A 14731-nucleotide genomic window follows, 5' to 3' on the forward strand; every position below is an offset into this window, starting at 1 on the left:
GATGAGCCCTTAGCGGCGGGACGGAGCCGCCGAAAAAGCGCTCTACCTGCTGAGACAATGTTCGAACGCAACCATCCGGCCGAGCGAATATTATTCGCCTGCGTAAGCGCGCCGCTGTGGATTCACAGCTCAGGTGCCCTGTGCGGCGTCGACGTCGAGTTTGCCAGTACCGCACAACTGAGACAATCTCGGAGATTTGCTGACGCCGCCGGTAATCGTGGCTCATAGTTATATAGCCGCGCGGTCGCGAGGCGACCACAATTTGATTACTGAGTGACCTGGAGGTCCCCATGCGCTCACCATTCCGGGCGGCGGCGGCCGCATTGGTATCGCTGTTCGCCGTGCTCCTTCTGGGTTTCACCTCCGCCCTCGGGCCGGCCGGGGCGGGCACCGCGTTGGTCGTCGGCGGTATCGCCAATCCTCGGGTCTCTGACCTGATCATGAGCAATCTGCTCAACAAGCGGTTCGCCAACGACATCCGCGAGGACATCGAGTGGCCGGCGCAGGCGGCGCCGTTCACCGGCCGCAACCACAAGACGCTCGGGCAGTCGATCGCCGAGGGTCAGATGACGCTCTACCAGAAGATCCTCGACTCCGAGACTCCCGTGACGGTGGTGGGTCTGTCGGCCGGTTCCCTCGTCGTCGACGAGGTGATGCGGATGCTCCTGGACAACCCGGACTTCGCGCCGTCGAAGCAGGATCTGACCTTCGTGATCGTCGCCGACTCGAGCCGCCAGAGGTTCATCAACCAGGTCAAGTACAACTCCCGGTTCGACTACACCTACCAGCCCGCTCCGGTCACCCAGTACGACGTCATCGTCGTCACCGGCGAGTACGACGGTTTCGCCGACTTTCCCGATCGTCCGTGGAACCTGCTCGCCCTGATCAACGCCTACGCCGGCATGATCACCGAGCACATGCCGTCGGCGTTCGCCGACCTGGATGCGGTCCCCGATGAGAACATCACCGTCGATGTGAACGAATTGGGCGGGAAGACAACGCATTACCTCGTGCCGGCCAAGACGCTGCCCATCGTGAAGCTGCTGCCGTTCCTGAAGTCGCGGGAGGACTCGCTGCGGGCCAGGATCGAGAAGGCCTACATCCGCAACGACGACAAGAGCTCTGCGGCCGCCAGCCGTCAGACGGCCGGGCGCAGCGCGGTGGTCGCCGACCTCGCCGACGCGCCGGCGGAGAAGGCAACCGAAGCGCCGGCAGCCGCGGTGTCCGACGCCGAGCCGCAGGGCCGGGACGTAGCTGAGGACGTGACCGAGGCCGATGTCGAGGCCAAGTCCGAGGTCGAAGTCGAGGCTGATGTCGAGGCCGAGGTCAAGGACGTGATCAAGGACGAGATCGCCGCCGAGGCCGACACCGATGCGTCCGAGGCCCTCGCAGCCAAGGCGACGAACCGCGTCCGCGGCGACGACGACGGAGCCGAGGCGTCGGGCAAGCAGTCCCGTGCGGAGCGCAGTGCAGCGCGGGGGGCGGACAAGGCCCGGGCCTCGGCGCGTACGGGATCCGACGACTAGTCGGTCCGCAAAGCCGAAAGGACGCACCGTGCGGCCCTGCGATCAGCATCGACGGGCCTGCGGTGCGTTCTTCGTCTCTCGTTCCGGCGTCGGGATGGATCACGTTGCTGCACTAGGAGTAAGAGCATGCAGGACAAGATCATTCGGCTCGATCAGCTGAGCGTTCCGGGCGCGCCCCGGAAAGAGCGGGGACGCCCCGGGCGGCGCGGGCGCAAAAAGCCGATCCCGCCCGGCGAAAAGGCGCGTAGCATGGACTCAGCAAACGGGGGGTTTGCTACCTATCGGTGGGGGAAGAACATGGGAACACGATCTGGGCGCACCGTCGGCGGTGCACTCGCGATGACGCTGACAGCGGCCGCCACGGCCTTGTCGGTGGTGGTGGCGACACCGACCGCGGAGGCGGCCAATGTCCTGACATTGAGCCCGTTGCCGCACCGCATGGGCCCTGCGCTGCAGGGATCGATGTGTGCCAGCCCGAACGTCTGCAACAAGGTCAAGTACTCGTTCGCGATGAACGTCTCGATCGCGAACCTGGCCGAGGCGATCAGAGCGGCCACAGCCGCCGTGCCTGCCCCTGACGGCTCCAGCCCGGATCCGGCGGACAGCGAGACCGTGACGGTCTTCGCGCTCAGCGGTGGTGCCATCGGTTCGGTCAAGTGGCTGGCCCAGTACGCCGACGAAGCCGACGCGCCATCGGCCGAGGTGCTTTCGTTCGTACTGATCGGGAACCCGACCCGCAAGTACGGCGGCGCCAATCACCGTCTGACCAAGATGCCCGAGACCCAGTACAAGGTCCTCGACATCGCTCAACAGTACGACCCGTTCGCCGACACCCCTGACCGGTTCAGTTTCCTCGCCCAGCTGAATTCGACTCTGGGGTTCCTGGCCCCGTTGCACTACGACTATTCGGCGGTCGACATCAACGACCCCGCCAACTACCGATGGGTCGAGGGCAACACCACCTACATCCTGGTGCCCACCGAGAAGCTGCCCTTGCTGGCGCCGCTGCGGGCCCTCGGCCTCACCGCACTCGCCGACCGGCTGAACGATTCCCTGAAGGAGATCATCGAACGCGCCTACGACCGGCCCTGGGAGAAGGAACCCCCGCCCCCGCCAGCCCCCGAGGCGCGGCAGCAACCGAGCGTGCAGAAGCGCGCTCCGTCGCTGCCCGCGCCGCCGGCTGAGGCCCCGGGCGCGGCCGCCAAGGCTCCCGCCGACACCGCACCGGACACCACGTCTGCGGTGGCTGAGACCGACGACCAGCAGGCGCAGGACTCCGATCGGTCCGTCACACGGCAGGCCCGCTCCCGTGCCGCCGAAGAGCAGGAGGAGTTGGACCTCACCGACCTCGAGGCCGACGTCGAGATCGAGGCGCAGGCTGCCGACGAGAAGGCCGACACCGACACCGGCACCAGCACCGCGGCCGCGCGCAGAGCCGACATCGCCGAGCGGGATTCGGCGAAGGCGGAGTCCCGGCAACTGAACCGCGACCAACGCGACGCGACCGGCGACGACTGAACGCGGGTGTGCGTTCCCGGTCCGCAGTGTGCTTGGCTGACCGCATGGATGTCGGTCACCTGTCGCCCGTGGAACGCACCACCCTGCTGACCGAGTACGCCCGTGCGGTGGACGCGCGATCGCCGCAGCCGATTCTCGCCGACCACACCGCAGACCAGACCGTCCGGCAGATCGACTACGACTTCAGCTCGTTGGGCGTGACCCCCAGCGTGCGCTGCCTGGTGGCGCTACGCGCCAGGATGCTCGACGACCGGGTGCGCGCCCACATCGCCGAACACCCCCACGCGGTCGTCGTCGATCTGGGCGCCGGGCTCAACAGCATGGTCCACCGCGTGGATCCGCCACCGACGGTGGACTGGCACAGCGTCGACCTTCCGGGCGTGATCGGTCTCCGCGACGCGGTGCTGCCGGCACGCCCCAACGCGCATCACGTCGCCGCCTCCGTCGCCGAACCGGGCTGGTGTGACGGGATTCCGGCCGACCGGCCGACCATCGTCGTCGCCGACGGCCTGTTCGCGTTCCTGACCGAACCGGTCATCGTGGCGCTGCTGCGAAGGGTCACCAGCCACTTCGACTCCGGCACGGTGGCCTTCAACGACTACGGGAAGGTCAGCCGGCTCAACCGGATCACCGGACAACTCGCGATGCGCGGCTCCAATTCGCCGCACCGACAATGGGATTTCACCGGGTTCTCCGATCCGCGGCATCCGGAGGGGTGGAACCCCGACCTGCGCCTGGTCGAAGAGGCCAGTGCGATGTTCGAACCCGAGGCGGCGCTGTTCCCGCGCGGGCTGCGCCTGGGTGCGCGCCTGGCGCGGCGCTTCCCCGGGATCGCGCGCAAGGCGCGGATCCTGCGGTACGAGTTCCCGCGTCGCTAGCTGCTGGGCTGCTGCGCCGACTCGGTTGACGGCGACTGCGCGCGCCGCGCAGCGGCGTTGCGCCGGCGCAACACCACCCGGCCGCCCTTGTTCGGCACGATCGACACCCCGCGGTTGAACGGGCGCTCGTCGGGTGCGTCGGTGGGTTCGATGCGGAACTCGCGCAGGATGGCCCGTATCGCGATCTCCATCTCCATCGAGGCGAAGGAGGCCCCGATGCAGCGGTTCATGCCGCCCCCGAACGGCACATAGGCGAATGGGTTGGGGTTCACGCCCAGGAAGCGGTCCGGGTTGAACCGCTCCGGTTCGGGGAAGCTGTCAGGCGACATCATCGCCAGGTGCAGCGCCCCCATCAGCGTCGTGTTCTCGGGAATGACCCACTCCCCCAGCTGAACTCGCGTCTTGGTCCGACGCAGAGACGCCGTCAGCACCGGTCGCGTGCGCTGCACTTCTTGGATGGTCGCCCGCAGCAGCTCCGAGCCGCCGGCGTCGACCTCTTCGGTGAGTCGGGCCAGCAGCTCCGGGTGGCGTCGGATGCGCTCGAGCACCCAGGCCAGCTGCGACGACGTCGTCTCGTGCCCTGCGACCAGCAGTGTCAGCAACTCGTCGGCGATGTGCTTGTCCGACATCGGGGTGCCGTCGTCATAACGCGTGCGCAACAGCAGCGTCAGCACGTCCTGCCGCTCGTCGAAATCCGGATCGGCCCGCGCGTCGGAGATCAGCTTGGCGATCAGATCGTCCATCCGCCGGCGATACTGGGCGAAATGTCCACCGGGGCTGTAGCGGCCGTAGTCGCGCCGGATCACCTCGGGCAGCAACGCGATGCGGGACCCGAACTCCACGGCCGCCGGCATCAGGGTGCGCATCTCCTCGAGCTCGTCACCGGCGGCGCCGAACACGGCGCGCAGGATCGTGTTCAACGAGATGCGCATCATCGGGTCGAGCGTCTCGAACTCCACCCCCTCGGGCCAGGTGGAGATCTCGGCGAGCACCTCGGCTTCGGTGATGGTTTCGTAGGAGCGCATGCTCTTGCCGTTGAACGGCGGCAGCAGCAACCGGCGTCGGGCCAGCAGCTCGTCGCCCTCCAGGGCGAACACCGAACCCTCACCGAGGACGGCGCTGAGGTTCTTGGTGGGCCGGCCGATGAGGTCGCGGCTGGAGCTGAACAGCTCCTTGATGTCACCGGGTGAGCTGAGGATGACCATCCGGCCGAACAGCGGCACGTTCAGTGTGAAGGCGCTGCCGTACTTCTTCGACAGCGCGGTCAGCATCCTGCTCTGGATTGCCACCATGCCGAGGCCCTGCAGCAACTTCGGCGCGCTCGGGCCGGGCGGCAGGCGCACCGGATCGGTTGTCGCCGTTGTCATGTCGTCACCCCTCTAGGCCATCGTGTAGTCGGTGAGCGGGAACCGCTCCTGTGCCTTGACTGCACTGCGCACCGACGTCGGCCGGAACAGCGGGGATTCGCCCCTGCCGTTGAACCAGTATGACCGCGACGTCGCGCAGTTGCCCAATCGGAACACGGAGTCGTCGAGCAGGGTCAGCATCTCCTCCAGGAACCGGGCGTTGGCCTCCTCGGTGACCTCGAAGGTGGTCGCGCCGCGGCGCTGCAGCTCGCCGAACAGCCGGCGCATGTGCCGCATCTGGGTCTCGACCGTGTCGAACCAACTCATGCCGACCCAGGCGTACGGGCTGGCCTGGGTGAGCATGTTCGGGAACAGCGGCACCGTCATGCCCTCGTAGGCCTGGAAGCGGTTCTCCCGCCACCACTTCCCGAGGTCGCGGCCTTCCCGGCCGATCACCTCGACGGCGGGCAGGTTCGACTCCCAGACGTCGAATCCGGTGGCCAGCACCAGCGTGTCGATGACGCGTTTGGTGCCGTCCCTGCCGACGATGCCGTCGGGCTCGATCCGCTCGATGCCCTCGGTCTCCAGGTGCACGTGGGGTTTGGTGAAGGTCCGGTAGTACACGTTGGACAGGGTGGGCCGCTTGCAACCGAAGTCGTAATCCGGTGTGAGCTTGCGGCGCAACTCCTTGTCGCGGATCGCCAGGAACCGGTGCAGAGCACCGATCTTGGCGGCGATGGTGTTGATCGGTCGCAGCTGCCGGAACTTCCACATCGCCAGCGTGGTCATCAGATCCATGAACATGTCGCTGGACAGGCGTACGAAGCGTTGTGTCGCAGGGATTTTCGCAAACAGCCGCTGCGTCCGCGGACCGAACGACAGGTCCAGCTTGGGCATCACCCAGATCGGCGTGCGCTGGTAGACGGTCAGCTCCGCGGCATTCTCGGCAAGCTTCGGGATGAGCTGCACGCCCGTCGACCCCGTGCCGATGATCGCCGCACGCTTGCCGCTCAGCGAATAGTCGTGGTCCCATTCCTGAGCGTGCAGCACCTTGCCGGCGAACGTCTCGATCCCCGGGATGTCCGGCTTCTTCGGCTGGCACAGATACCCCGTCGCGAGCACCAGGAACTGGGCCTGCAACGACTGCCCGTCGGCCAATGAGACCACCCACCGCTGGGCCTCGTCATCCCAGCGTGCACCGTCGACGACGGTGTTGAAGCGCATGTAGCGGCGCAGCTGGTACTTGTCGGCGACGTGTTCGGCGTAGCGCTTCAGTTCCTCGCCCGGCGCGTAGAGCTTCGACCAGTACGGGTTCGGTTCGAACCAGTACGAATAGGTGGTGGACGGGACGTCAACTGTCAGGCCGGGATAACGGTTGACGTGCCACGTCCCACCGAGGTCGTCCTCGCGATCGAGGATCGCGAGGTTGTGGTAGCCGAGCTCGTTGAGCGCGATCGCCGCGCCCATGCCGCCGAACCCTGCGCCGATGATGACGGCGTCGAACTGCGAGGTGGTCACTCGGCGATACTACGGGCTCGGTGGGGGTGAATCCCACCGGCCGCAGACGAGCTTCGGCCGGCCACTAGCTAACTGTCGGAGCCCTTGCGCTTCGAGCTCGAGCTGTCGCTGCCCTTGCTCGAGCCATTGCTCGATGAGGACGACGAGGACGACGAGGCGGATCCGTTGGACTCCGAGGTGGTGTCCTTGGCGTCGGACTCCTTGGTGTCCTTGGCGTCGTCGCTGCTCTTGAACTTGTCGCGCAGCGACTTGACCGCGTCGGCCACCGGATCGGCCTTGGGCTCCTCGGCCTCGTCGGCGTCAGCGTCCTCGGGGATCTCGACGTCCTTGGGGGTCTCGACCTCCTTGGGCGTCTCGACCTCCTTGGGGGTCTCGACCGGGGTCTCCTCCGCAGGCGGGGTGGTGACTTCTTCGTCGGCCGGCGGGGTGACTTCCTCGCCGGCGGCCGGCGTGGCCGCCTCGTCGGTGGTCGTACCCTCCGGGGTCACAACGTCGGTCACCTTGGCCTGGATGGCCCGCAGCGTCTGATTGAGATCGCTGTCGGCGATGCCGTCCTCGGCCGTCTCCGCGTCCTCGCCGGCCGCCAGCACGGCGGTGTCGTCCTGCGAGCCGCGCTCGCTCGGCGGCACGTAATCCGGTTCGAGGTAGTCCTCGGTCGGCAACGGCAGACCCGTCGGGGTCTTGGCCTGCCACGGGAACAGCGGCTGCCAGCCGTCGTTCTTCGGCTCCGGGAAACCGTCGGAGGGCTTCCACCCGACCGGCATGAACGGGTCGTACGGGTTGCACTGCGGGCACAGGATCTTCGCGAACGGACGGACGAAGTATGCCGCCGTCGAGTAGCGCGGGTTCCAGATGTAGCTCGACGGCACGAACGGGTTCCACATGATCGCCAGCGTCTCGGCGAACTTGCGGTACGCGGTCATCTGCTCGTCGAAGGACGGGAACTTCACCGGCTCCGGATCCTCGAGCAGGTAGTCCCACAGCGCCTTGGTGCCGGCGTTCGGGTCGAGCTTGCGGGTTTCGCCGTGCCACTCGATGAACGCGTTCGGGTACTTCTCCTTACCCAGCGCGGTCGGCTTACCGGTCGCCACGTCGAAGAGGGTCGGGTCCCAGACCAGGTTCCCCTCCTCGTCTCTGACCAGCTCCCCGTTCTCGTCTCTGAGCCTGAAGTCGATCGAGGCGTCCTCGCCGATCTCGTAACCGAAGTAGGCCTCGGTGGCGCTGACCGGGTTCCACTGCGGCGTGCCCTCGGGACCACCGGGTGCGCCGTAGGTGAACCCGTCGCCCAGATAGAAGGCCAGCGGGTTCACGCGAAACATGCTGTTGAGCATCTTGTCGCCCTCAGGGCACGGCGGCAGGCCCGAGCATCCGTTGTGCATCGGCAGGTTCGCGGCCATCCACGATTCGGCTGCCTCGCCGTACGGTTGCCACAGCGGCTTGAACGGCGTCATCAGCGCAACGGTGGCATAGGCCATGGCGGGGTTCGGCGGATCCCAGCCCAGGACGTTGACCGGTGAGTACACCCACCAGTTACCGCTCTGGGCCCAGGCCTCGGCCCAGAAGTTCACGGCGTCGACGTGAGCCTGCGGAGCATTGAGCACCGCGTTGATCAGGTTCGGCATGATGTTGGCCGCCGAGCGGGCGGTCAGGTTCACGTCCGCGGTGACGCTGCGTGCCTCGGCCAGCTGCGCCTGAGCCTGCGCGATGCTAGGAGTGACGGGAGTAACGGAGATGACACTGGCCCCCACCAGCGCAACGCCAGCCGTGACATACGAACGTACGGCAGCAGGCATGACGCCCCTTTCAAGTGATTTCGATTGCTGAGCGATGTTAGGACAGGCTGAACCGTATCCAAAAAGAGACCTTGTGTCTAGCAAAGAAAGCGGATTCCTCACGGAAATCTCATTTGCTGACGTTCGCGTCAGTTAACCCGTCCGCCAACTGGAGGCAAAGTCGAGCGCCGCGTTGCACCAGTCAACACTGGTCTGCGCGCAAATCTGGGGGTCGTGGTCCGGCTTCTTCTTTGAATTCGCCCGCTCTATCGCCTGTGGACGGCGGGACGTTACAGCCCTCGGGTGATCAACCATTCGTCGATGCGGTTGCCGACAGATCTCCAGCCGGGCTCCAGCATCATATTGTGCCCCATATCGGGGAACAACTCCGCGGTCGTCCCGTACGCGCGGGCCGTCGCGTGCACTTCGGCCCGGGTGACGGCGCCGTCGTCGTGGGCGCCCAGCACCAGGATCGGGGTGTCGATGCGCTCCGGTTTCGGCCGGTCGTAGAGGCCGTCGAGACCCGATCGTGCGCTCTCCTCCTGGAGCCGGCGGACACACGCCGCGACCACCGAGTCGGGGGTCTTCGGCGAGAAGAAGCGTTCCCGCGCGAGTTCGAGCGTGCCGACCGCCGGCAGGGAACGGCCGGTCACCGCGATCCGCGCGAAGTGCCAGGGGTGGCGGCGCAGCCAGCGCACACCGGAGGCGAAGTAGCCCGACGGCGGCATGGACGCCATCAGCACCGCGGCCGGCGCCGTGGCCGTCTGCAGGTGCTTCTGCACCAGGTAGCCGCCCATCGAGTGACCGATCAGGACCGGTTCGGTCGGCAGGGTGGCGGCCACCGAGGCGATGTCGTCGAGGTAGTCGGCGAAGGAGCAGCGCCGCAACGGCTTCGACGTGGTGCTGGTCCCGTGCCCGCGCAGGCTCAGCGCGACGGCGCGGTAGCCCCGCTCGGCGAAGAAGTCCAGGAAGTGGTCGTCCCAGCACCAAGCGGCCTGCCAGGCGCCGTGGACGAACAGCAGTGGGGCGGGATGGGAGTCGGTCGCGGAGCCCCTGTCGATGACCTCGAGTGCTTCGCGCACGACCCGATAGTACGGTCGGTCGGGTGACGCGTGGTTTCCGGTTCGGTCTGCTCGACGGCATTGTCAACACGCGGTTCTCGGCGAGCCTGCCCGCGACGGCTGCGGCGGTGACGGCATCGGCGACCGGAGCGGACTCCGTGTGGGTCGGCGACCACCTGAACTCGCTGGTCCCCCGCTCGTTGGCCACCCCCGAACACCTGGGTATCGGCACCCGGCTGATCCCGAAGGTGGATGCGGTCCTGGAGCCGTGGACCATGCTGGGCCATCTCGCCGCCCGCAACCGGTTCCGCCGGCTGCGGCTGGGCGTGTGCGTCACCGACGCCAGCCGCCGCCACCCCGCCGTGACCGCCCAGGCCGCCGCCACGCTGCACCTGCTGTCCCGCGGTCGCGCCATGCTGGGTATCGGGGTCGGCGAACGCGAAGGCAACGAGCCCTACGGCGTCGAGTGGACCAAACCGGTGGCCCGCTTCGAGGAAGCGCTGGCCACCATCCGCGCGCTGTGGGACAGCAATGGCGAACTCGTCACCCGCGATTCCCCGTATTTCCCACTGCGCAACGCGCTTTTCGACCTCCCGCCGTACAAGGGGAAATGGCCCGAGATCTGGGTGGCGGCCCAGGGCCCGCGCATGTTGCGCCTGACCGGCCGCTACGGCGACGCCTGGGTGCCGTTCACGATCTCGCGTCCGGCCGATTACGCCGAGTCGCTGGACGCGGTCCGGGTGGCCGCCTCGGACGCCGGGCGGGACCCGGCGGCGATCGTTCCCGCGCTCAACCGCGCGGTCGTGTGCGGCCGCACCCGCGACGACGTCGACGAGGCACTCGACGGAGTGCTGTTCAAGACGATGGCGTTGGCAGCGCCTGCGCATGCCTGGGCCCGCCACGGCGTGGAGCATCCCCTCGGCGCGGACTTCGCCGGCGTGCAGGACCTGGTGCCGCAGACGATGGACTACGACACGGCGATGTCCCACATCCGTAAGGTGCCCGCCTCGCTGATGCGCGAACTGTGCTTCCACGGCACCGCCGACGAGGTGCTCGAGCAGGTTGCCGAGTGGCGCGACGCCGGACTGCGCTACCTGGTGGTGATCAACGGAAGCCAGCTGAACCCCAGGTTGACCAAGGCGGCGTCGGCGAGCCTGCCGTTCACCCGCGTGCTGCGTGGGTTGAAGAAGTTCTGAACCCTGCCGACTGTGCGCGGGCGTAAGAGTTCCGTCATCCCGCAGCGGGTTCCCAGGTCCGGCCCGGCGCTGTTCGCTGGCGAAGCGCGCGCACGGACGATTCGCGTGAATCTGCAGACTATGTTCGCGGCTGTGCGTAAGGTAAGTTTGCTGACCGAGCTCCAACAGGGCTGGTCGGTGTGGCCGTCGGCCACACAGCCATCGTGAAGAAAATCGAAAGGGGGGCCGTCGATGCGCGCATCGATTCGCCCGTATGCCACCGCAGGCGTGGCGCTGGTGGGGGCCGGCGTCATGGCTGTCTCACCGGTCATCGTGCCGCCCGCGCAACCCGAGGTGCGCTCGGTCGAGAGCGCCGTGGAGCTGACCGCCACCACTTCGCTGGCCTATGTACCCATCAACCTGATCCACGCGGTGATCAACGCGCCGGGCAACTTCATCTTCGGTGTCGAGCAGTTCGCCGCGGCGATGGCGGCCAGCGGAAGCTGGAACGACTCGCACCCGATGAACGTGTGGGGCTGGGACGACGCCAACCCGGCGCACGCGTGGAGCCTGATGAACATGGCGGTGCCGTTCCCGGCGTTGTCGCGGCCGTTGGGCAAACACCTGAACTGGTGGATGACGGCGAACCTGCCGATGCACGAGGGCTGCGACTTCACCTGTCCTGACCTGCGCGGCATGCTCGGCAAGATGTTCAAGGTGCCGATGTCGAGGTTCTACAGCGAGGAGGGCTACACCTTCCCGGAGGTCATCAACCCCGTCGGTGGCTGGGAGACGGACTGGTCGAAGAAGACCGTCAAGCTCGATCCGCTCGAGCCGGTCAAGTCGGTCTGGAACTACCTGGTGTCCAAGCCGGAGAAGATCCACATCCCGAGCATCTACGAGATGATCACGGCGTTCGCGAACCTCGCGCGGGCCCTGCAGATCACCGGTCACCTGCCGAAGTTCTTCGCGGTCGACGAGATCGAGACGTTCTTCAAGTTGTTCGTGCGCAAGCCCAAGGAAGTCGCCGAGATCCCGCCGGTCAACCCTGACGATCCGGCGTACAACCCCGCCCCCGAGGCCGAGGAACCCGAAGGAGAGCCGGACGAGGCCGCGGCCGCCCGGGTGGCAGGCCAGCCCGAGGGCCAGGTCGAGGTCGCCGAGACCCGCACGTTCACGCTGACCGTCGACACCGGCGTGCCAGCCGACGCGACCGCGTCCGACGAGGCCGCTGCGCCCGAGACACCGCCGGCGCCGGCCCCGGCGGTCACCGAGGACACGACCGAGGAGACCACCGAGGAAGCCGCCGAGGAGGAACTCACGGTCGAGATCCCGGAACCGGTCGAAGAGGCCAAGGAATCCACGCCGAAGCAGCAGAGCGGCGGTAAACACCGCCGCGTCGACGACAGCGAGCGGCGCTGGGGTCGTACCGTCGAGCGGGTCGAGTCGGGCCTGTCGAAGGTGGCCGACGCGTTCACGCGTTCCACCGGGTCGAGCGACACCGGTGACAGCTCGTCGTCGGGCTCCGCACGGTCGAGTTCCGAGGCGGCTGCCTAGCAGAACCGAGAAAGAAAGGGGGCCATGCGGATTCGTCCGCATGGCCCCCTTTTCGGTTGGCTGCTGTGTCGCTACACCTTCTCGAGGCAGTACGACCGGTACTCGACCGCGTGGCTCTGCGCATCGCGGTAGAGGCGGGAGCCCGGGACGCCGGTGAAGTTGCGTCCGAAGCCGTGGAGGAATCCGGGCAGGTAACGCTTGATCAGCTCGTCGGACAGATGCGCGGTGAGGTCCAGGCCGCGTAACACCTCGTCGTTGATGACGCGCTCGTTGATCATCTTCATGCCGGAGTTCTTCAGCGCGCCTTCCCAGTGCGCGAACTCCTGGCGGCCGTAGACGTCGGACTGCAGGAAACGGCCGCCGGGACGCAGCACCCGGCGGACCTCGGAGAGGAACGTCTCGAGCGACGGATAGGCGTGAGAGGCCTCGATGTTGACCACCGCGTCGAACGAGTTGTCCGGGAAGGGCAGGTCTTCGGCGTTCCCGTGCACGAACTTCAGGTTCGGCAGCTGGTGACGCTTGGAGCAGAACTTGACGGCGTCGGGGTTGAAGTCCAGGCCCGTGTAGCTGGCCGGCTTCAGGTAGCGCGTGATGTAGGAGGCGCCGCCGCCGTGGCCGCTGCTGCACTCCAGGACGTCCTTGCCCGCGAGGTCGGTGCCCGCCTGCGTCACGGTGCTGTGGTAGAGCTGGATGTAGTACCGGTTGCGTTCGTCGGCTTCGTCCAACTGCAGTCCCATCGGCGGATCCTCTTCGAATCCCCAGTTCAGGAACTGTACGTCGTCGTCGGCGTGGAGCCGCCGCGTCCACATCGGATACCAGTATTTCGCCACAATCTTCTTGAAGAGCGTGGTGCTACCGAGGCGGTCGATTCGGTCTCTTTGACTTGTGGCCATGTCCGGGGAGTATGCCAGGCACACCAGCCCGATGCGACACTGGGGCAAACTTTTTATGAGTCGCCCGACGGGCTAGCGGGCGTCGCTGCCCGACGACACGCTCAGGCTCTCCGAATCTCCGAGAGCACCGCCGGGACGGCGGTACACCACGGCCCGGCCGCCCTTCTCCGGAGCCATGTTCGTCCCGCGGCTGTGCCGGCGTTCCGCCGGCGCCGTGGTGGTCTCGAACCGCAGTTCGCGGAGCATGGTGCGCAGTGCGACGTCCATCTCCATGTTGGCGAACGCGGCACCGATACACCGGTAGATCCCGCCGCCGAACGCCACCCAGGCCGGCGGTGTCTTGCCGTTGACCAGGTAGCGGTCCGGGTTGAACGCCTCGGGGTCGGGGAAGTGCTCCGCGGACTGCTGGGCCAGTTCGATGCTGATCAGCAAGGTGCTGTCCTCGGGGATCACCCAGTCGCCGAGGCGGATGCGCTGCAGCGTGCGTCGCATCGTCGCGTTCACGACCGGGCGGGTGCGCTGGATCTCCCAGATCGTGGCCTGCCGCAACTCCGAACCGCCCGCGTCGACCTCGGCGACCAACCGCGACAGCAGCTCGGGATGGCGGCGCAACCGCTCCACTCCCCAGGCCAGTGACAACGAGGTCGTCTCGTGACCGGCGGCCATGAGCGTGACCAGTTCGTCGGTGATGTGGCTGTCGGAGATCGGTTGTCCATCCTCGTATCGCGCCGCCAGCAGCAAAGTGAGGATGTCGGAGCGCCCGTCGAAGTCCGGGTCGGAGCGGGCGTCGGCCATCAACTTCTCGGTGACCGCGTCGATGCGTTGGCGATAGCGCTTGATCCGTCCACCCGGACTCCAGGCGCCGAGATCCTTGAGCACCACATCGGGCAGCATCGCCAGCCGGGAACCGAGTTCGACCGACGCCGGCATCACTTCGCGCAGCTCGTCGAGCTCAGGTCCCTGCGCCCCGAACACGGTGCGCAGGATGACGTTGAGCGTGATGCGCATCATCGAGTTCAGCGTCTCGAACTCCTGGCCCTGCGGCCAGGTCGCGATCTCGCGCATCACCTCTTCTTCGACGATGCGCTCATAGCCCCCGACCCGCTTGCCGTGGAACGGCGGCACCAGCAGTTTGCGGCGTTCGACCAGCGCCTTGCCGTTGAGGCTCCACATCGAACCGGGGCCCACCACGCGGCCCAGATTCGTCGGCCGCTCGATCAGGTCGTTGCCGGTGCTGAACAGATCCTTGACCAGAGCGGAATCGGTGACGACGACGGTCTGGCCGAACACCGGCATCCGCATGCTGACCGCGCCGCCGTAGCGCCGCGCCAACATCGCCGGCAAGGTGTAGGGCGCTGTCAGAAACGCCGCACCCTGAAGCACTTTCGGCAGCCGCGGCCCCGGCGGCAGCTTGACGGGATCGGTTGTTGCCTTGGCCATCTTCACCCTCCTACGCGCTCCCGGGTGGCGGGAGCGCGGGTCCCCGA

General features: G+C 67.1%; 11 protein-coding genes. 5 read left to right on the plus strand and 6 right to left on the minus strand.

Translation table 11 applies throughout. The features are described 5' to 3' along the window. Positions 1–290 precede the first annotated feature (290 nt). From ACAG25_RS13215 to ACAG25_RS13225, 3 genes are all read left to right on the plus strand, one after another. Positions 291–1526, plus strand: coding sequence for a PE-PPE domain-containing protein (locus ACAG25_RS13215; RefSeq protein WP_370488903.1), 1236 nt, complete (start codon positions 291–293; stop codon positions 1524–1526). Between the two features lie 297 nt (positions 1527–1823). Further along, positions 1824–3044 (plus strand): PE-PPE domain-containing protein, encoded by a 1221-nt coding sequence (locus tag ACAG25_RS13220; protein ID WP_370488904.1) that lies wholly within the window; start codon positions 1824–1826, stop codon positions 3042–3044. A 44-nt stretch (positions 3045–3088) separates the two neighbouring features. After that, positions 3089–3922, plus strand: coding sequence for a class I SAM-dependent methyltransferase (locus ACAG25_RS13225; RefSeq protein WP_370488905.1), 834 nt, complete (start codon positions 3089–3091; stop codon positions 3920–3922). Here the strand turns inward: ACAG25_RS13225 and ACAG25_RS13230 are convergent. The 4 genes from ACAG25_RS13230 to ACAG25_RS13245 form a co-directional block, all read right to left on the minus strand. Next, entirely contained in the window at positions 3919–5289 is a 1371-nt protein-coding gene (locus ACAG25_RS13230; RefSeq protein WP_370488906.1) for a cytochrome P450, read from the minus strand. The genes ACAG25_RS13225 and ACAG25_RS13230 overlap by 4 nt on opposite strands. A 12-nt stretch (positions 5290–5301) precedes the next feature. After that, positions 5302–6786, minus strand: a complete 1485-nt coding sequence (locus tag ACAG25_RS13235) for a flavin-containing monooxygenase (protein ID WP_370488907.1) — start codon at positions 6784–6786, stop codon at positions 5302–5304. Between the two features lie 68 nt (positions 6787–6854). Continuing rightward, a complete protein-coding gene (locus ACAG25_RS13240) occupies positions 6855–8534 on the minus strand; it encodes a hypothetical protein (protein WP_370488908.1) in 1680 nt (559 codons plus the stop codon). A gap of 314 nt (positions 8535–8848) precedes the next feature. Next, positions 8849–9640 carry an alpha/beta hydrolase gene (locus ACAG25_RS13245; protein WP_370488909.1) on the minus strand — a complete coding sequence of 264 codons (792 nt, stop codon included), beginning with the start codon at positions 9638–9640 and terminating at the stop codon, positions 8849–8851. Between the two features lie 23 nt (positions 9641–9663). Here ACAG25_RS13245 and ACAG25_RS13250 point away from each other — a divergent pair, with 23 nt between their 5' ends. Together ACAG25_RS13250 and ACAG25_RS13255 are read left to right on the plus strand one after the other, a co-directional pair. After that, positions 9664–10815, plus strand: coding sequence for an LLM class flavin-dependent oxidoreductase (locus tag ACAG25_RS13250; protein ID WP_370488910.1), 1152 nt, complete (start codon positions 9664–9666; stop codon positions 10813–10815). Positions 10816–11046: 231 nt separating this feature from the next. Next, entirely contained in the window at positions 11047–12351 is a 1305-nt protein-coding gene (locus ACAG25_RS13255; RefSeq protein WP_370488911.1) for a hypothetical protein, read from the plus strand. Between the two features lie 71 nt (positions 12352–12422). Here the strand turns inward: ACAG25_RS13255 and ACAG25_RS13260 are convergent, their stop codons facing one another. Then, positions 12423–13244: a phthiotriol/phenolphthiotriol dimycocerosates methyltransferase gene (locus ACAG25_RS13260; RefSeq protein ID WP_370488912.1), complete on the minus strand. Its 822-nt coding sequence runs from the start codon at positions 13242–13244 to the stop codon at positions 12423–12425. Positions 13245–13316: 72 nt separating this feature from the next. Then, a complete protein-coding gene (locus ACAG25_RS13265; protein ID WP_370488913.1) occupies positions 13317–14684 on the minus strand; it encodes a cytochrome P450 in 1368 nt (455 codons plus the stop codon). Between the last annotated feature and the right edge of the window lie 47 nt (positions 14685–14731).

It is taken from the genome of Mycobacterium sp. pV006 (assembly GCF_041287115.1).
Lineage (GTDB): Bacteria > Actinomycetota > Actinomycetes > Mycobacteriales > Mycobacteriaceae > Mycobacterium.